This is a genomic window from Natronobeatus ordinarius (assembly GCF_024362485.1).
In the GTDB taxonomy this organism is placed as follows: domain Archaea; phylum Halobacteriota; class Halobacteria; order Halobacteriales; family Natrialbaceae; genus Natronobeatus; species Natronobeatus ordinarius.
Genome location: NZ_CP101456.1, coordinates 2,506,941 through 2,523,786, shown reverse-complemented (window position 1 = coordinate 2,523,786; position 16,846 = coordinate 2,506,941). Strand labels below are relative to the sequence as shown.

General features: G+C 62.5%; 17 protein-coding genes and 2 pseudogenes. 6 read left to right on the top strand and 13 right to left on the bottom strand.

The features are described from left to right. Window positions 1–306 precede the first annotated feature (306 nt). Window positions 307–435 carry a hypothetical protein gene (locus NMQ09_RS12915; protein ID WP_255190993.1) on the top strand — a complete coding sequence of 43 codons (129 nt, stop codon included), beginning with the start codon at window positions 307–309 and terminating at the stop codon, window positions 433–435. 119 nt (window positions 436–554) lie between these two features. After that, on the top strand, window positions 555–923 hold the full coding sequence (locus NMQ09_RS12910; RefSeq protein ID WP_255190992.1) for a hypothetical protein: 369 nt from the start codon (window positions 555–557) through the stop codon (window positions 921–923). A gap of 386 nt (window positions 924–1,309) precedes the next feature. Here the strand turns inward: NMQ09_RS12910 and NMQ09_RS12905 are convergent, their stop codons facing one another. The 5 genes and pseudogenes from NMQ09_RS12905 to NMQ09_RS21175 form a co-directional block, all read right to left on the bottom strand. Continuing rightward, window positions 1,310–2,089: a hypothetical protein gene (locus NMQ09_RS12905; RefSeq protein ID WP_255190991.1), complete on the bottom strand. Its 780-nt coding sequence runs from the start codon at window positions 2,087–2,089 to the stop codon at window positions 1,310–1,312. Window positions 2,090–2,710: 621 nt separating this feature from the next. Continuing rightward, on the bottom strand, window positions 2,711–2,962 hold the full coding sequence (locus NMQ09_RS12900) for a hypothetical protein (protein WP_255190990.1): 252 nt from the start codon (window positions 2,960–2,962) through the stop codon (window positions 2,711–2,713). A 1,135-nt stretch (window positions 2,963–4,097) separates the two neighbouring features. Further along, complete coding sequence (locus tag NMQ09_RS12895) at window positions 4,098–4,370, bottom strand: hypothetical protein (protein ID WP_255190989.1); 273 nt, start codon at window positions 4,368–4,370, stop codon at window positions 4,098–4,100. After that, a pseudogene (locus NMQ09_RS12890) lies at window positions 4,367–4,834 on the bottom strand (IS630 family transposase); the annotation flags it as partial. The pseudogene NMQ09_RS12890 and the gene NMQ09_RS12895, both read right to left, overlap by 4 nt. Window positions 4,835–5,000: 166 nt before the next feature. Beyond that, a pseudogene (locus NMQ09_RS21175) lies at window positions 5,001–5,267 on the bottom strand (helix-turn-helix domain-containing protein); the annotation flags it as partial. Between the two features lie 595 nt (window positions 5,268–5,862). Between NMQ09_RS21175 and NMQ09_RS12885 the strand changes: the two are divergent. After that, entirely contained in the window at window positions 5,863–6,714 is an 852-nt protein-coding gene (locus tag NMQ09_RS12885) for an eIF2B alpha/beta/delta subunit family protein (RefSeq protein ID WP_255190987.1), read from the top strand. 3 nt (window positions 6,715–6,717) lie between these two features. Here the strand turns inward: NMQ09_RS12885 and NMQ09_RS12880 are convergent, their stop codons facing one another. Next, window positions 6,718–7,419: a ThuA domain-containing protein gene (locus tag NMQ09_RS12880; RefSeq protein ID WP_255190986.1), complete on the bottom strand. Its 702-nt coding sequence runs from the start codon at window positions 7,417–7,419 to the stop codon at window positions 6,718–6,720. 291 nt (window positions 7,420–7,710) lie between these two features. On the opposite strand from NMQ09_RS12880, the gene NMQ09_RS12875 reads away from it, so the two are divergent. Next, the gene (locus NMQ09_RS12875; RefSeq protein ID WP_255190985.1) at window positions 7,711–8,820 is read left to right on the top strand and encodes a Gfo/Idh/MocA family protein; all 1,110 of its coding nucleotides are present in this window, start codon (window positions 7,711–7,713) and stop codon (window positions 8,818–8,820) included. Between the two features lie 47 nt (window positions 8,821–8,867). Then, a complete protein-coding gene (locus tag NMQ09_RS12870; protein WP_255190984.1) occupies window positions 8,868–11,063 on the top strand; it encodes a pentapeptide repeat-containing protein in 2,196 nt (731 codons plus the stop codon). Between the two features lie 142 nt (window positions 11,064–11,205). Here the strand turns inward: NMQ09_RS12870 and NMQ09_RS12865 are convergent, their stop codons facing one another. The 6 genes from NMQ09_RS12865 to lrpA1 form a co-directional block, all read right to left on the bottom strand. Next, window positions 11,206–11,805 (bottom strand): nitrous oxide reductase accessory protein NosL, encoded by a 600-nt coding sequence (locus NMQ09_RS12865; RefSeq protein WP_255190983.1) that lies wholly within the window; start codon window positions 11,803–11,805, stop codon window positions 11,206–11,208. A 106-nt stretch (window positions 11,806–11,911) separates the two neighbouring features. Then, window positions 11,912–12,583 (bottom strand): nitrous oxide reductase accessory protein NosL, encoded by a 672-nt coding sequence (locus tag NMQ09_RS12860; RefSeq protein WP_255190982.1) that lies wholly within the window; start codon window positions 12,581–12,583, stop codon window positions 11,912–11,914. Between the two features lie 100 nt (window positions 12,584–12,683). Further along, window positions 12,684–13,442: a helix-turn-helix domain-containing protein gene (locus tag NMQ09_RS12855; RefSeq protein WP_255190981.1), complete on the bottom strand. Its 759-nt coding sequence runs from the start codon at window positions 13,440–13,442 to the stop codon at window positions 12,684–12,686. 98 nt (window positions 13,443–13,540) lie between these two features. Continuing rightward, window positions 13,541–14,245, bottom strand: a complete 705-nt coding sequence (locus tag NMQ09_RS12850; RefSeq protein ID WP_255190980.1) for a nitrous oxide reductase accessory protein NosL — start codon at window positions 14,243–14,245, stop codon at window positions 13,541–13,543. Between the two features lie 98 nt (window positions 14,246–14,343). Then, window positions 14,344–14,829: an SRPBCC family protein gene (locus NMQ09_RS12845; RefSeq protein ID WP_255190979.1), complete on the bottom strand. Its 486-nt coding sequence runs from the start codon at window positions 14,827–14,829 to the stop codon at window positions 14,344–14,346. Between the two features lie 87 nt (window positions 14,830–14,916). Continuing rightward, window positions 14,917–15,345, bottom strand: coding sequence for an HTH-type transcriptional regulator LrpA1 (lrpA1, locus tag NMQ09_RS12840; protein ID WP_255190978.1), 429 nt, complete (start codon window positions 15,343–15,345; stop codon window positions 14,917–14,919). A 182-nt stretch (window positions 15,346–15,527) separates the two neighbouring features. Between lrpA1 and NMQ09_RS12835 the strand changes: the two genes are divergently transcribed. Next, a complete protein-coding gene (locus tag NMQ09_RS12835; RefSeq protein ID WP_255190977.1) occupies window positions 15,528–15,839 on the top strand; it encodes a hypothetical protein in 312 nt (103 codons plus the stop codon). A gap of 71 nt (window positions 15,840–15,910) precedes the next feature. On the opposite strand, the gene NMQ09_RS12830 is transcribed toward NMQ09_RS12835, so the two are convergent. Next, window positions 15,911–16,846, bottom strand: coding sequence for a thiamine pyrophosphate-dependent enzyme (locus NMQ09_RS12830; RefSeq protein WP_255190976.1), 936 nt, complete (start codon window positions 16,844–16,846; stop codon window positions 15,911–15,913).

Sequence of the window (16,846 nt, the reverse complement as noted above, 5' to 3'; positions counted from 1 at the left end):
GTCCGGACGAGGGTGGGGCTGCTCGTCGCCCCGTCGTGTGTCGAGTCGCTATAGTACCCGTTGAAGAGTTCGACCTTGAGGCAGTCCGCGCGTAACGATGACGATCATCACCGCTGCTGACGTCCGCACCACTGGTCGCGAGCCCTGGCCGGAAGACGGGTACGAGGCAGAGACCCTCGAGGCCGAGCGGGCCCGCGCGACGGTCCAGCCGATCTGCCCTGGCGGTGAGCAGCCGACCGACGCGAAAACCCCGGCGCTGCACGTCGGTGACCACGTCATCGAGACCGTGAGGTCGCCGGGACGACGATGCTCGTCGTCGAACTACCGACTAAGAGCGCCGCCGAGTACGAGTTCAAGAAGAACACCATCATCGCGGATGTGAACCTCGACTACCCTGCGGACGACGATGTCGTCTTGGTGGTGTTCTCGAAGTAGACCGACGTTACCGTCGAACCACTCGAGCGGTACTCGTTCCCACGATCACGGCTGAAGCTCGAGCAGTCGACCCATGATCGTGATCAGTACGGTGACGCCGACGGCGGAGGTGAGCAGTGATGGCGGTCGCGACCACCGCCGACGGAGACGCCCAGGAGACCGTCGACGAGCTCAACGAGCGAGCGCTCACTCAGTATTTGACCGTCCTCGAGGACTACGACCGCGCTCGCGGCGTCGACGGCTTATACATGGTTGTCTCCCAGTCCGGTCGGGTGTACTTCGTCGACGCGCGCCTCGGTGCGTGCGAGTGCCCGGACCACCAGTACCGCAACCGGCGCTGTAAGTACATCCGGCGCGTGGCGTTCGTGATCGGCGCCGAGCCGATCCCGATAGGGATCGACCCGCAGCTTGCACTCCACGTTTCCGGTGAACCGATCTTGGAGTACCCCACCAACGACCGCGATCCCGTGGGTAATCCCGATGAGTGACGCACTTCCCACGACATCCGACAGTGAACCGATCGCCCGTCTACCTGTAAATCTCCTCGTAGTCGACTCCAACGTTCGTCTCGTTGGCGGTGACTTTATGTCGACTCAGTCGATCGCCTTCTATTAGGAATCAAATGTGGTGAGGTTATAATCAGATCACTTCGTATGATCGATCAAGTTGTTTGATCTGGCGGTAACAGTCCAGTATGGTGTCGCCATGGTGACAAGACGATAGAGCAGTCCGTTCTCACAACTATGTGCTTTCTACTGATAAATCTTCTCAACCATACGGTCGAGCATTCTCAAGGCACCAATGTAGCTTAGCTCAACCGTCTCCCTCACGCTAAGATTGACACACCCGTGAGTTCTTTAGTGAGGTTATTTATTCATGACGTGTCGCTACCACCTGGTGCAGCGTCTAGATTCACATCCCATGCCGTACTAGCATAATCAAGGAGAACCATCAAGATTCCATTGTCAGACTCCGTCTCTATATACGTCTGTATGGATGGGGCGACGTCCAAATACGCCCATGTATGCTCGTAATCGAAAAATATCGGAGCCTCGTCTACGCTGCCGGTCTTTTCGAGTTCTACTTGTAAATTAACAGTAGTTTTGTCATCTAGAAGTTGCGGTAGAGTCACTTCTGCTGAGACTCCGGCATTCGGGTCAACGTCTGTTATTTCCATATCCGCCCCATTATACCCGTCGCTATCTGCGTTGTACCAAATGTGGTCGGATCCTAGCAGTGTCCATTCATTGGTGTCCACGGTTATACCACAGGCATCTTCGATAATGGCAGCATCTCTGACTCTGGTCCTCCGGTTAGATAAGGTGCCCGCACCTGTTGCCAACCACCGATCATCTCCACTCATTTCAACAACAGTTAGGTAAAGTTCCGAGGACGACTCTGAATACCGACCCTCAGTACTCGCTTCGTCGTCAGACGCTACTGATTGGGACTCCATCACATAGTTCACGTTATGTCTGTCGAGAAGCTCCTTCACCTGTTTGTGTTGTCCTTTCCTTAGAAGTTTCTTAACTGCCTTTTCAACACCAGCATCCTCTGCCGGTACCGGTTGATTATCTGGTCTTCCAGAGACGGTGGAAATTCCGCCTAGTGCGAACAGTGCGCCAGCCGAGGTTATGACATTTCTTCTGCGCATTGCAACTACATGTTCAACACCTATAGTAATAAGCTTTGCTTATTATACATCTTTTGAGATAGTAGCTATAATTCACATTTCTCTTCTTGAGTTTTTGGATAGGTGATGACTTCAGAGGGTTTGATACTCAGGAAGTAGCCGTAGTAGGCGATATGGCCAGACAGTGCTCGCCGCTGGCTTGATCGCCCCACCAGAACGAGAAAGCAGTTAATCTGCACCAAGACCGTCTCAAACCGTTTTTCGATGGGGTTCCGTTCATGGTAGTTGAATTAACTGCTCAACTTGCGACGGACAAGAGAAGAAAATGGCTGCCAACATCAATCAGAACTTCGGTCTTGATGAGCTCGTGTTTTTCTTCAAGCCGAGAGAGGGGGCCGCCGCGGGATCGGACTCCCCGGCGGCCGAATACAACGATCTCGGGTAGGAATTTCGATTCTGTGTCAATCGCGGAGCACAACTACTTCTTTTCTCCGTCTTCCTCGATCTGTTTCTTGTCAATTACGACGACTCCACCGTCAACGGGTCACTCTGGGCAGTTATACATAAATGACACACGAGATTCAGCTCAATTTGCGTAGGCTGGACGTTCAGCACAAAATAATCCTAGATCGCTTCACACACTCAATAAAGTCTATTCAAAAGGTGGGTTGCTACTTTCCCAGCGACCCACATACCGACTAAAAATGCTGCAGCAACGACTGTTATTCCTACAGCAGAGGTAACAATCCAGTTGAGTAGAAAGAGATTGAGTATCATTACGAGAACCGCGTAAACGACGTACATCACGGGTAGACCAATTACAAAAGCGGAACCGAAATACACCACACTGGGCAGTACCAGCGAGTGATTGCCTTCAGCGTGACTTGTTGCCATGCAGTCATGACTTCAACACGCATCAATATAAAATGCTCGGTCTACCTGGATGGTTGTCAATTCTATACAGTTGTTACTCTGAAATCGAAGATAGTTGGTCCAGAACGAAGCGGACAGTTTTGTCCACCCAACAGTTCACATCTATCAGTATCAGCGGTTCGGAAACTGCCCGAAGACCTGCACCCCAAGAGAAGTAGACCGCACAACAGCCCCGCCTACCACCACAGACGCCAAAGCCCACCTCTATCGACTCCGCTGTTCTCCACCCATCACATTGTTCGTACACTCGGCTTTCGATATGGTCGCGCGTCCAGTGTTGCTGATGTACGACGACATCTACAAGACGGCCCCTTGATTGTGATGGTCTTCGCCGCTTTGAGCGCGAGTCTCGTGACGCAGAACCCGAACTCGCCGCTCGTGCCTGAGATCTTGCCGTCAAGTTCGCCGCAGTACATGGGCTGACACCGAGTCAGCTACCCACGACTGAACAGCAGTTGCTGATTCGATCAGGAAATCCGTGATGATTGAAGTCTCGTATCGGCTCCGGCTTTGTGAAACCGTACTCAGTGCTGGCCAGAGAGTACAACAGCTGTTGAAGCATCCCATTAGCCGGTGTTCTCCCGGTCTTGCTATAGTAACCGTTGAAAGTCATTGCACACCCGGTCACGACCGTTGGCGGTCAGCCTCGTCGAGAGGATCGAGGCTGACCGCTCGGCTGTGACCGGGTGTAAATCGTTTCAATGAGTACTATAGTACTGAGAAGGCGTACTGACTCGGGCGAATCAGCCCGAGTTTGTCGCCGAAATAACCGCTATCCGTATGGTATTTGGCCGAGAAACGCTCGAAACAAGGCGGTCGGGACGACTGGGTCTGTCCCGACAGTCCGAGATGAGGTAACGAGCAGATTCGTCAATACCCGCAGATTGTACAGTGCGACGGCGAACAGAAAGTAGAACAACCGCACCGTGAACGTCGGTGAAGACGTTCTCGGTAAAAACTCCGTGATCTTCCGGTAGGACGTCTCAATACCCCAGCGACGGCGATATGCTCCGGTGAGTGGACAAGCGATCTCGACGTCGGCACTGACGTTAAGATCGCGGTTGGTGATCAGACAGAAATAGTCGTCTCCTCGTGTTCAATGCGGCACGACGACGAGCCGGACTGTCGTCCGGCCCGTCGGCGGGTTTGACCGAGCCATCTCGTACTCTGCGATGAACGTGTCGTTATCGTGCTCGTCAATGAACTGCTGCACCTTTCGCGTTTGCGGTGCACGCATCAGGAACTCAACGTCGAGTTCCTCGAGTGTCAGGGCGAGGTGAACATGGTAGAAGCCACGATCGAGATAGAGTCGGTTGATTTCGACGTACTTGCGGACGTCTGAGATGAGTTGGCAGAGTAGAGTGATCACTGTAACACCTGAATATCGGGAAGGAAGATCTCAATCCAGTCAACAGCGAAGCTGAGTCGTTGACTCAACCGGAGAAACGTCTCGGTGAGAAACTCACGGAAGTGGTCTTTGCCCCCGAAGATAGTTGGTGAGATATCGCGTTTGAGATCTTTCCACAGCGGTTCGATCGCGTTCAACGTTGGCGAGTACGGTGGAATGAAGACGAACTCGATACCGAGTTCATCGTCCCGTTCCTGGGTGAGTTTGGCGTGATGAGAGCCGAAATTGTCGGCCACGAGCAGAATCCTGCCCCGCGTATTCTGCTCGCGGATCTCTTCGAGTGCCTCGACGATCGTCTCCTTGACCAGCCGCTCTTTGTACGTGATCACGCCGTTCCCAGTCAACGCGTAGAAGCCGATCGACCGCCACGGCACTGCTACTAACGGTTTCTTTATCTGGACGGTGCGATCGTACGACCACATTCGCTGGGAGTTCTCGAACGGTTGTGGTCACGACCCATCGAAAGAACCCGAAGACAACTGGATCATCCTCCGAGGTGTCTCGATTGTTCTCGCCGAGCGCCTCGATCAGGCGCTCGGCGAGAATCTCCTCAGCGTCGGCAGGACTTCGAGGATCCATCGGCCGTGGCTTCGCGTAGTGCATTCCTGAGTCCCGGAGCTTCCGGGCGAGATGGGTCGGGTGGTAAGTAACGTCGTAGTGATCTTCGATGAGTGCGTGAATCTCGCGTGGTGTCCACGGCTGGCCGTCCTCAAGCGTGGTACAGATTTCAGCCCACTGCGTGGGGGTATGCTTCGGCGGCCGGCCGCCGCCGAAGCGTGGGCGTAGGCCCTCGACAGCCTTTTCATTCCATACGCGTGTCCAGCGACTACTCGTTGGTTGAGAAACGCCAACAGCCACACCCGTCTGCTATTGAGTCTTTCCGGCGTAGAGATTCTTAACGAAACAAAGTCGCCGGACGAGACGGGTCTCGTCCGCCTTCTGGGCCTCCTCAATTGCCTGGTTTAATTCCGCGTTCGACAGATGCTCAACGACCTCAAACCGACGTGCTCCCGCTATCACGAAGAATACGCTGGCTACGTATTCATCTGTTGCGCTAATCACTCACCTCCGCCAACTCGTCGGTATCGCTCCCCTCCGGGGCTACCGATCCAAGCGTGAATCGGACGCTTGGATCGACAATACAGGCGGTATGAAATTGTACGCGCGGTCGGTTCTCTCCGCTGGATCCGTTGTACAGACGTGAGGAGTCTCTTCGTCCCCGTAATAGAGCCAGTCGTGAACGCCGATTGCGACATCGACTGGCCGAGTAAACACGCGGTTGCGAGCTGCCTCGTCGAGGATTGCATCGCGGACGCGGTCGAACTGGTCGTCGACCGCGCCCGCGTCAAGTCCACGCAAATGATAGAGGGGTGCCCTCACAAGCGGGTTTCGAGCGGTTGTAACGAGTACTATACCCGGAAGCTCTTTGGGCCGGTCGAGAGTCCACTCGAGTATGATCGACGAGACGGTCGAGGAGATCAAGGAAATGCAGACGCACAGCTCCTCGGTAGTCGCCGTGAAGGCGACGCGCGCGCTCGAGGAGCTACTCGATCGGGAGTTCGCCACCGCCGAGGAGTACGTTCGTGACCTCGAACGAAACGGGACGGCGCTCAGGCGGGCCAACCCGTCGCACGCGTCGCTCCAGAACGCCATCCGGAACGTCGTCGACGAGGTCGAAACGGCCGACGCCGCGGACGTCGCCGAAGCGAAAGCACACACCGCCGAAGCGATCGACCGAGTCGTCGCTCGCGTCGAATCCGCGAAGCGCCTGGCCGCAGAACACGCACTCGAGGTTCTCGAGGACGGCACGACGCTGCTCACCCACGACTACTCCTCGACCGTCATCGAGGCGCTCGAGCTCGCTACCGACGAGGGTCGAACGTTCGAGGTCTACGTCACTGAGGCCAGGCCACGGTACATCGGCCGAAAGACTGCCCGGACCCTGGCCGAGATGGACGGCGTCGAGGTCACGCTGATCACCGACAGCGCGGGAGGGTACTATCTCGAGGAGTGTGACCGGATCGTCGTCGGGATGACGTCGATCGTCGGCGAGACGCTCTACAATCGCGTTGGCACCTTTTCGCTCGCTGCGGCAGCCAACGAACTCGACGTCCCGGTCACCGTCGTCGGCTCCGCCTCGAAGATCATCGCCGACGGGTTCGTCTTCGAGAACGACTACCGGCCGGGCAGCGAGGTGATGCCCGAACCCGCCGAAGGGTTCGACGTCCTGAATCCCGCGTACGACGCGACGCCAATCACGCTGCTCGAGAGCGTGATCACCGACGAAGGGCAACAGACGTTCTGACCGTCAGGACCGCTCCCGGTGGCCGAACGTTCGCGGCGAGCCGTCGACCGGTGTCGCCCAGTCGACGGCGTTTCTGAGTACCCGCCTGACGGTCTCGTGCTCGTAGATCGGATACGTCTCGTGGCCGGGCCGGAAGTAGAAGATCCGGCCGCTCCCCCGACGATAACAGCAGCCGCTTCGGAACACCTCGCCGCCCTCGAACCAGCTCGTGAAGACGAGCCGGTCGGGTTCGGGGACGTCGAACGGCTCGCCGTACATCTCCGTCTCCGGGAGTTCGAACCACGCACCGAGCCCGTCGGCGATGGGGTGGCCGGGATCGACGACCCACAGCCGCTCGAGGCCGCCGTCCTCGCGCCACTGCAGGCTACAGCTCGTTCCCATGAGTCGCTTGAAGAGCTTCGAGTAGTGTGCCGAGTGGAGCACGAGCAGGCCCATTCCCTCGAGCACCCGCTCGTGAACCCGTTCGACGACCGCGTCGTCGACCTCGTCGTGGGCGTCGTGTCCCCACCAGCAGAGGACGTCGGTCGACTCGAGGACGTCCACGGTGAGGCCGTGTTCGGGGTCGTCGAGAGTCGCCGTCTGTACGTCGTGTTCGTCGGCGAGTGCGTCCGCGATGGTCGCGTGGATGCCGTCGGGATAGACTGCGGCGACGGCCTCGTCCTCGCGCTCGTGACGGTACTCGTTCCAGATCGTGACGGCAGCCATAGGAGGACCGCCACCTCGAGCGTAAAAACTCGGCCGATCGAACGGCTCCTAATTCGTGATTACGGCTCTCCCCGTCGGATCCGACACCGATCGCAGTGTTACAGACTGCGATAAACATACAAGATTTTATGACATTCGTCAAGAAGAGGCGATTAGTAGGTCACAATCCTTATTTCGATCGCCCGCTCCCCCTCTAGTAATGAATTCTCGGCACCGTACGCGAACGACTTCGAAAGAGGAGATTGACCGCCCGCTCATCGGCCGTTGTTGGCGTCAATCGGGGGTTTCTCGATGATCGGCGCGGGCGTCGGCGTCGGTATCGTCGGACTCGGTGGGATGGGTCATCTCCACGCCCAGAATCTCCGCGAACTCGGCGCCGACGTCGTCGCAGGTGCGGACCTCGTTCCCGAACAGCAGCGTGCGTTCGCCGACGAGTTCGGTGCCCGAACGTACGACGACCACGAAGCGCTCGTGACTGACGACGCCGTCGACGCCGTCGTCGTCACGACGCCCAACCGATTTCACGAACCCATCGCCATCGCGGCGCTCGAGGCCGGCCGGGACGTACTGGTGGAGAAACCCCTCGCCCACACCCTCGAGAGCGCAGAACGGATCGCCGAGGCGGAAGCCGAATCCGACGCCATCTGTATGGTCGGCTTTCACAACCGTCACGCCGCCTCGACGGCGCTGTTCGACGCCCAGCGAGAGCGCGGCCGGTTCGGCGACCTGACCCACGTCGAGGCGAACTACGTCCGCCGGCGCGGCGTTCCCGGTCCTGGCTCGTGGTTTACGAACGACGACCTCGCCGGCGGCGGCGCACTGATCGACATTGGCGTCCACGCGCTCGACCTCGCCCTCCACGTGCTCGAGTTCCCCGCCGTCGAAGAGGTCTCGGGCGTCACCCGAACCACGTTCGGCACGCGCGAGGAGTACGCCGACCCCGACGGTTTCGGCGCCAAGTGGGACGCCCAGGCCGAGACCTACGGCGTCGACGACTCGGTCACCGCATTCCTCAGGCTCGCCGGCGGCCGAACGATCGTCCTCGAGGCCGCCTGGGCGACCAACCGCGAGCCCACCGCCGAGTTCGTCGTCCACGGCACCGACGCCGGCGCTCGGTTCGACGTCGGTGACACCTCCCTCACCATCCTCGAGGCCGGCACCGCCGGCGGCGATCACTACGCCGACGTCGAACTCACCGGCGACGCCACCCAGACGGGGTACAAAGAACAGGACGCGACCTTCCTCGAGGCCGTCCTCGCCGGAGAACCACCAGAGACGAACACACTCGAGGAGGCGCTGGTCGTCCAGCGAGTCATCGACGCGATCTATCGCTCGAGTGAGACGGGACAGGCAGTCCAACTCACCGAACGCGAGGCGGCGCCGCGGCTCGGGAACCGGTAGTACTCGATCCGAAACCGTTACGGGCCCACGCTCGAGCAACGGAACTGATGATCGACGGTAACGAGTCGGATCCGGAGATCGACCCCGACCGGCTCCGGTCGGGTGCGCACCTGGCCGGGGCGGACCTCTCGGGGGTCGGGCTGCACGGCGTCGACCTCTCCGAGGCTGACCTCCGGGGCGCCGACCTCTCGGACGCCGCGTTGAATCGCGCGACGCTGGCAGACGCCAGGCTCGAGCGGGCCGACCTCGCCGGTGCCGACCTGTTCGAGGCGGACCTCTCGGACGCCACGGTGCGCGAGGCGACCCTCACGGACGCGCGGCTGGACTGTGCAGACCTCCGGGGAGCGGACCTCCACGACGCGGCGCTGTCAGGGGCGTCCCTCGGGTGGGCGACGTATTCGATCGACCGGCTGGTCGAGGCGCGGCTCGACGGCGCCGAACTCCGGGGCGCGTCGCTCCCGGGCGCCGACCTTCGCGGCCTGGACCTCTTCAGGGTGACGTTCCGGGAGGCGGACCTCTCCGAGGCCGACCTGCGGGGGACCACGCTCGCCGCGGGCTCGCTCGCCGAGTCGGACCTCGCCGGCGCGACCCTGGCGGACGCCGACGCCGTCGGTGTCGACTGCCAGTGGGCGACGTTTACCGAGGCCGTCCTCGCCCGCGGGGACTTCGCCGACGCCACGTTCGACAACGCGACGCTCTCCGGTGGCGACCTCCGTTCCGCGCGGCTCGCGGGAGCGAGTCTGTGGCGGGCGACTCTCTCGGACGCCGACCTTCGGGGCGCCGACCTCTCGAACACCGACCTCCGGGAAGCGACCCTCGCGGGTGCCGACCTCGAGGGCGCAGACCTCTCGGGGGCGACCCTGGCCGACGCAGACCTGTCGGGGGCGACCCTGACGGACGCGACCCTCGCCGGCGCCACGCTGTTCGAGGCGACGCTCGCGGACGTCGACCTCGCCGAGACGGACCTGACCGACGCCAACGTCCGCGGGGCGGATCTCTCGGGCGCGGACCTCGGGGGGACTGACCGGTCGGACGAGTGGCTCTTGGGCCCCGACCCGTCGAGGGCCGACCTGCTCGCGGTCGAGTTCGTTGACGCCACGCTGCCGGCTGCGGACCTTGCCGGTGCCGATCTGGCCGGCGAGGACCTCTCCGGGGCGACCCTCTCGGGCGCCGACCTCTCGGCTGCGGACCTGCGCGGGGCGGACCTCTCGGGCGCGGACCTGCGGGGTGCCGACCTGTCGGGAGCGGCGTTGACCGACGCCGACCTCTCCGACGCGACCCTGGCGGACGCGACGCTCGCGGAGGCGTCCCTGCGGCGAGCGACCCTCTCGGGCGCCGACCTCTCGGGTGCGACGGCGACCGACGCCGATCTGGGAGGGGCGCATCTCCCGGGGGCAACGCTTCGAAACGCCACGCTTGCCGGGGCGACCCTCTCGGAGGCCGCGCTCGAAGGTGCGGACCTGTGGCGAGCGACGCTGACCGACGCCGTGCTGACGAGGGCGGACCTCACGGACGCGAACCTGAACGAGGCGACCCTCGCGAACGCCGAGTTGACCGACGCCGACCTCCGCGGTGCGGCGTACGGCGGTTCGTACTGCTGGGAGGTCGACCTGACGGCCGCCAGACTCGGCGACGAGCCGGAGATCGAGGGCGTGCTGTTACACCCGTTTCCCTCGGTCGCCGACCTGCGCGAGGTGGACCTTCGGGACGCGAACCTGCGCGGTGCCGTCCTCCCCTCCGCCGATCTCTCGGGGTTCGACCTCGAGGAGACGAGCCTGCGCCGGGCGACGCTCGTGGGCGCGGACCTCTCGGCAGCCGATCTACGGGAAGCCGACCTGGTGGGCGCGGACCTCGCCGACGCCGACCTCTCCGGGACCGATCTCTCGGAGGCCACGCTCGAGAAGGCGACGCTCTCGGGGGCGATTGCGCGGGGTGCCGACCTCTCGCGCGCGAGCCTGAAGAAGGCGTCACTCGAGGACGCGGCGCTGGTCGGCGCCGACCTCTCGAGCGGCTACGCCACCGCGGCCACGTTCTCCGGAGGCGATCTCCGGGACGCGACGCTACGCGACTGTCTCTTGGACGGGGCAGACCTCTCGCGGGCCACGCTGACCGGTGCCGATCTCTCGGGGGTCGAACTGGACGCGGTCACGATCTCCGGGGCGACGTTCCAGTCGTCGACGCTCTCAGCGGACCAGCGACGGCGGGTAGAACGCTCGGACGCGACCCTTCGCGGAAGCGATTGACGCCGCCGTCGAGGGTTCGACCCGTCGGGACCCGGCGCCCGGATCGTCGAGCTCGGGCCTAGTACTCCGCCAAGCGTCGACTGCAGGGTCGAACCGGCCTTCGGCGACGAATTCGACCCTGCAGAGCAGGCTTGGCAAAGCACTAAAAGTGGCGGTACTCTCTCGCGATCTCTTCGTCGATCTCCTCAAACGTCACGACGTGTTCGTCCTCGAGATGGTCGTAGTCGGCGACGAGCCCGTACGCGTCGTCCTCGTTCTCGAACGGGTAGGGATTTCGTCCCATCGGCTGGTCGATGTGTCCCGTCTCGTACTCTAAGACGTACGTCGCCTCGAAGGCGTCGATGAACTCGGCCGTCTCGAACTCGGTCATCCAGAAGCTGGCGACCGGCGCGTCGGGACCGCCGAACGCCTCGGGCTTGGCGAAGTAGGCGACCGCACAGCCAGGCGTACAGCAAAAGCCGCGGTCGCCGTTCTCGTGAACGAGCTGGGCGTTCCACTCGGGGAAGTTCGCCGGAAGCATCGCACAGACTTCACAGCTATCGTCCGGAAAGTCGGCGAGTTCGTCGATCGGGACGTCGTCGTACGACTGGGCGGGCGTGTTCCCGGCGGTACCGCCGTCCGGCTGGGACAGCTCGTCGTCGTCACCGAAACAGCCCGCGAACGCGGCGACAGAACCGACGCCGATCGTCCCGAGGAGCGCTCGTCGGCCGACCGGTGTGTCACCGGTCGAATCTCTGCTCATGGAGTATCCCTCGGTTCGCGAACGGAAAAACCCGTCCGGTACAGGACTCGAAACTACTCGAGGCGTGGCCGCCCTCGTGGGCCGTGGAGACGATATTCAGTGATCGTCAGTGGCCGTGGTCGTCGTCCGCTCCGTCGCCGTCGTCGCGTTCGTCCTCGAGTCGCGGGGCCCGGTAGAACTCCGCGATTTCGCGGTCGACGTCCTCGAGCACGATCACGTGGTCGTCCTCGTTCAGGTCGTCGTACGTCTCGACGTAGGAAACGGCGTCGTCCCGATCCTCGAACGCGAGTGGACTGCCCATCGGCATCGGGAAGTCCTGACGCTCGCGGTCCTGTTCGTAGACGAAGTAGCCCTCGGTGGCGTCGACGAGATCGCCGCTCTCGAAGCTCGTCGCCCAGACGCCGACGATCGGCTCGTCCGGATCGCCGGACGTGAACTTCTCGGGGGCGAAGTAGTACGCGACGAGACAGCCCGTCGAACAGAAGTACTCCCGGTGTTCGTCTTCGTGGACGACCTGCCCGTTCCAGTCGGGGTACTCCGCGGCGGTCATGCTGCAGACGGCACACTGCCGATCGTCGGGGAAGTCAGCCGGTTCGTCGATCGCGAGTTCTGCCTCCCCGGTTTCGTCGTCGGCCGCATCGGATTCGTCGTCTCCCTCGTCGACCGGTTCGTCGTCCGCCTCGTCACCGAGACAGCCGGCAAGGCCGATCGCCGTTCCCGCGCCGATCGTGCTGAGCACCCACCGTCTATCGACCGATCGCTGGTCGGGTCTGGACATGACCGACAGTTGGTCCGCACCAGTCAAAACGCGTCTGGTCCAGCCGTCGAACCGGTCCGTCGGGACCCATCGCCGCCTTCGGAGTGGCGCATTTCCGCGGTCAGATGTGTGAAGGGGCGCCCGCCCCGGCACACCGATCCAGGTACCGTTCGACGAGCGTCGATTCGGCTACTCGAAGGCGATAGGACAGCGTCGATGCTGGCACGTCGAGTTCGTCAGCGAGCTCCTCGAGCGTGATCTCCCGGGGTCGCTCGTAGTAGCCGTTCGCAGCTGCCTGTACGATCGCCTGTTGTTGCGGGCCAGCCAACTCGGGTGCAGCGATCCAGTCTTCGTCCCACTCCCTCGGTGTCCCGACGTGTCCGACGTCGACCGTCACGCCGTCCCCACAGGCCGCGTCGATGCGATCGTACACCTCACGGACTGGCTCGGCAGCCCGAACCAGTAGCCGCCACCGTTCCCGACCACCCTGCTGGCTGTGCTCGGTGACCGTCCCTCGGCGCAAATGTGTCGACACGAGCGAAAGAACGGACGGCTCCCCCGAGAGTTCGTCGACGGCGACGTATACCAGCCGCCGTCCCGGGGCACACTCGAGGGGCGAGTACGAACTCCATCCACGACACCGTCCGTCACCGATCGCCCGTGGGAGGTACTCGCGCTCCTCGAGAACCGTCTGCAGTCGATCGACCGCTTCCGGCGGGCCGGTGAGTCGAACGAAGCGTACGGCCGACCGACGGCCGGTCGTGACGTCAACCACCGACAGCCGAAGCTGTGGCTGGTCGAAAAAGTAGTCTACGACCGGGCCGGTGCCGGGTTCGTAGGCCAGCGTGAAGCTACATTCGCGGAGGCGATCTACTCTCACTGTGTTTTGGGTAGTTCGAGAGTACGTCCGGTCGAACGGTTCGATGTCGAGGCTGGCACGCGTCGGTCGACGTGGATCGTCGACCGTCCCCGATTCGATCAGTGATCGTGGCCGTGGCCGTCGTCGCCGTGGCCGTGGCCGTGGCCGTCGTCGCCGTGGCCGTGGCCGTCGTCACCGTCCTCGAAGAACCGACTGCGATACAGCATCGCCAGGTCCATGTCAAAGTCCTCGAGCGTGATGATGTCCGCTTCGTCGTACTCGTCGAACGCCTCGACGAACGCCACCGCGTCGTCGCGGTCGGCGAACGGCGTCGGGTTGCGCATCATGATGTCGTCGACGTGATCCGGATCGGTCACCCGGACGTAGTAGGCGTCGGTGCCGTCGACGAGGTCTCCGGTCTCGTAGTCGGTGACCCAGACGCCGACGATCTCCGAATCGGGACCGCCGAACTCCTCGGGTGCGGCGTAGTACGCCGAGAGACAGCCGGCAGAGCAGAAGTACTCCCGGTGACCGTCCTCGTGGACGAGCTGGGCGTTCCAGTCGGGATACTCCCTGGCGACCATGCTACAGACGGCACACTCACGCCCCTCGGGGAAGTCGGCCTCGTCGAACGCGAGCTCCCCCTCGCCGTTCGTGTCGTCGGCGTCGCCGTTCGCGTCGTCGCCGTCCGCACCGTCGTCAGTTCCACCGTCGTCGTCCTCATCATCACCACCCAGACAGCCGGCGAGCCCGACCGCCGTCCCAGCACCGATCGTTCCGAGCACCCATCGCCTGTCGACTGTCCGGTCGTCGAATCTGGACATACTTCCACGTTGACCGACAGCTGCAAAAGCCCGTTTGGTTCAGCCGTCGAACAGTTTCGACGATCGAACCATTGGTGCCCGGTCCTGGCCGGTCGGTCTTACTGGCTCTCGAGCACGCGTCGCGTCCGTCGGTGGCGGTGGCGAAACATTGGCTCGAACCCGATCCGCGAGAACGGCTCGAGCACGTCGCCGAGGCCACCCAGCGGGAGTTCGAACTCGACCCGATCGCGAACGATCGTCTCCGGTCCGTCGGCGTAGAAGGCGTGGGTGTGTTCCCACCGGTCGAACGGGCCGTCGACCATCTCGTCGCGAAAGTACGCCGTGCCGTTGCGGCGCTCGCGGGCGGTGATCAGCGAGGTCCAGGACTGGCGCGGCCCGACGCCGAACGGCCGCATCGACAGCTCGATCTCCGCTCCCTCCTCCAGAACTGCTGGTTCCGGCTCGCCGTCGGGGCCGATCACCCCCTCGACGCGAAGTTGCATCCAGTCCGGCGTGAGCGTCTCGAGTCCCTCCACGCGGGAGTGAAACTGCCAGACCTCCTCGAGCGGGGCGTCGACGCGTGTGACGCGCTCGTAACTCGGCATACTCCGAAAGACGCGTCCGTCGGTGAAAACTCACTCCCCTCCTCACGTCGGCCAATCGAGCGGCGTCACTCGACGTCTCGGCGGACGTTACTTCAGCCGTTCCTGCAGGAACGACGGGTGGGCAGCCGTGACGCCCTCGATCTCGAGGATCTCCTCGGAGATGATCTCGCCGAGCTCGTCGCCGTCGCTCGCCCGGACTTCGGCCATCAGCATGTGGTCGCCGCTCGAGGTGTACAGCGACTCGACGTCCTCGAGTTCTTTGAGCGCTTTCGTCGCCTCGACGTAGCGTTCGCTGGCGACGTCCATCCCGACCAGCGCGATCGTCTGGCTCGAGAGCTTCTTCGGGTCGACGTCGGCCGAGTAGCCGACGATGACGCCGTCGTCCTCGAGCTGTTTGATGTACTTTCGCACGGTTGGCTTCGAGACGCCTGCGCGGTCGGCGATCTCCGCGTACGACGCCTGGGCGTCTTCCTCGAGCACCTCGAGGATCCGGTTCGCCGTCGATTGGGTACTCATGTCGTACTATTTTGCTCGCGCGGGAAAATATCTTTTGTATTCGAAAACAACGGACTGCCAGCGGAATGTGGGCGCCGTCGGTCGATTCACGACTGACGGTCAGGAATATTGACGGACGGAGTAGAGTCGACGCTCGAGGGGCAACCGTCGGACTTATTCGCTCCCCCAACCGACGACCACCGATGGTCGACGCCAACCTCGTGCTTGGCCTCTTCTGGGTCCTCTGCGGGCTGGTGATCCTGATTCCTGCCTTCCTGATCGCATTTCGCGGACGGGCGGACCTCCACGTTCACTACGACGAGGACGTCGACCCCGACTACGTCTCGCGACGGGCTGGGTCGACCGCGCTCCTCATGGGACTGCTCGTCGTCGGTTACGGGGTCCACCAGGCGCTGTACGGCTTCTATCCGGCGGCGTTTGGAGGCTTGCTCGCCGCGCTGCTCGTCCTGAGCCAGCTCACCAAACGGTTCGCGCAGGGCTGGGGCGCGGCGTGAACTCGTCTCGTGACGGGCGCGCTCGTCGTGATCGGATCGGGAAAAACGGTCGGTAATCGGGGTCTGCCGGGCTACGTGTGTCGCTCGAGGAGGTCGTAGCTGCGCTCCCACTCGTAGTCGTCGTCGAAGTAGCGCTCGGCCAGTGGCGTCTCGGGTAGCTCGCCGTTGGCCAGCTTCTCTTCCTGGTAGGAGGGGCTCTCCTCGTCGACGTAGTAGCGGCCGGTGAGGACGGTGCCCTCGTGGAGGGCGTCCTCGGTCTCGAACATCATCTCGGCGGCCTCGCGCCGATCGGTGACGTCGAAGTCGTAGTCGTCGGACTCCTGGACGTCGACGTACGGGACGTACTGGCGCGCATCCTTGTTCCAGGTCGGACACTGGGTGAGGAAGTCGATGTGGGCGAAGCCGTCGTGCTCGATCGCCTCCTTGATGATCTCTTTGGCCTGGTTCGGGTTCACGGCCGCGGTGCGGGCGATGTAGGTCGCCCCGGCGTTCAGCGACATCGACAGCGGTCGAAGTGGCGACTTCGCGCTGCCCGAGGGCTGCGTATTGGACTTGTGACCTTTCGGGCTCGTGGGCGAGGTCTGGCCTTTCGTCAGGCCGAAGACCTCGTTGTTGAACACGATGTAGGTCATGTCGTGGTTCTCCCGGGCCGTGTGGATGAAGTGGTTTCCACCGATGCCGTAGCCGTCGCCGTCGCCACCTGCGGCGATGACCTCGAGGTCGGGGTTGGCGAGCTTGGCTGCACGGGCCACGGGCAGCGAGCGGCCGTGGATCGTGTGGAAGCCGTAGGTGTCGAGATAGCTGTTCAGCTTGCCCGAACAGCCGATCCCGGTCACGGTCAGGACTTCGTCGGGGTTCTTCCCGACCTCCGGGAGGGCCTGCTTCAGCGCCTTGAGGACACCGAAGTCACCACAGCCCGGACACCAGGTCGGCTGGGGCTCGAGACCGGGCGTGAACTCGTCACGGTCGATCTCGCGTTCTGCTCCGATTGCGTTGAATGCACTCAT

Bases quoted from the DNA above. Each gene is read 5' to 3' on its own strand.
- NMQ09_RS12915 (WP_255190993.1), top strand. From the start codon at position 307: ATGCTCGTCGTCGAACTACCGACTAAGAGCGCCGCCGAGTACGAGTTC.
- NMQ09_RS12910 (WP_255190992.1), top strand. From the start codon at position 555: ATGGCGGTCGCGACCACCGCCGACGGAGACGCCCAGGAGACCGTCGAC.
- NMQ09_RS12905 (WP_255190991.1), bottom strand. From the start codon at position 2,089: ATGCGCAGAAGAAATGTCATAACCTCGGCTGGCGCACTGTTCGCACTA.
- NMQ09_RS12900 (WP_255190990.1), bottom strand. From the start codon at position 2,962: ATGGCAACAAGTCACGCTGAAGGCAATCACTCGCTGGTACTGCCCAGT.
- NMQ09_RS12885 (WP_255190987.1), top strand. From the start codon at position 5,863: ATGATCGACGAGACGGTCGAGGAGATCAAGGAAATGCAGACGCACAGC.
- NMQ09_RS12880 (WP_255190986.1), bottom strand. From the start codon at position 7,419: ATGGCTGCCGTCACGATCTGGAACGAGTACCGTCACGAGCGCGAGGAC.
- NMQ09_RS12875 (WP_255190985.1), top strand. From the start codon at position 7,711: ATGATCGGCGCGGGCGTCGGCGTCGGTATCGTCGGACTCGGTGGGATG.
- NMQ09_RS12870 (WP_255190984.1), top strand. From the start codon at position 8,868: ATGATCGACGGTAACGAGTCGGATCCGGAGATCGACCCCGACCGGCTC.
- NMQ09_RS12865 (WP_255190983.1), bottom strand. From the start codon at position 11,805: ATGAGCAGAGATTCGACCGGTGACACACCGGTCGGCCGACGAGCGCTC.
- NMQ09_RS12860 (WP_255190982.1), bottom strand. From the start codon at position 12,583: ATGTCCAGACCCGACCAGCGATCGGTCGATAGACGGTGGGTGCTCAGC.
- NMQ09_RS12850 (WP_255190980.1), bottom strand. From the start codon at position 14,245: ATGTCCAGATTCGACGACCGGACAGTCGACAGGCGATGGGTGCTCGGA.
- NMQ09_RS12845 (WP_255190979.1), bottom strand. From the start codon at position 14,829: ATGCCGAGTTACGAGCGCGTCACACGCGTCGACGCCCCGCTCGAGGAG.
- lrpA1 (WP_255190978.1), bottom strand. From the start codon at position 15,345: ATGAGTACCCAATCGACGGCGAACCGGATCCTCGAGGTGCTCGAGGAA.
- NMQ09_RS12835 (WP_255190977.1), top strand. From the start codon at position 15,528: ATGGTCGACGCCAACCTCGTGCTTGGCCTCTTCTGGGTCCTCTGCGGG.
- NMQ09_RS12830 (WP_255190976.1), bottom strand. From the start codon at position 16,846: ATGAGTGCATTCAACGCAATCGGAGCAGAACGCGAGATCGACCGTGAC.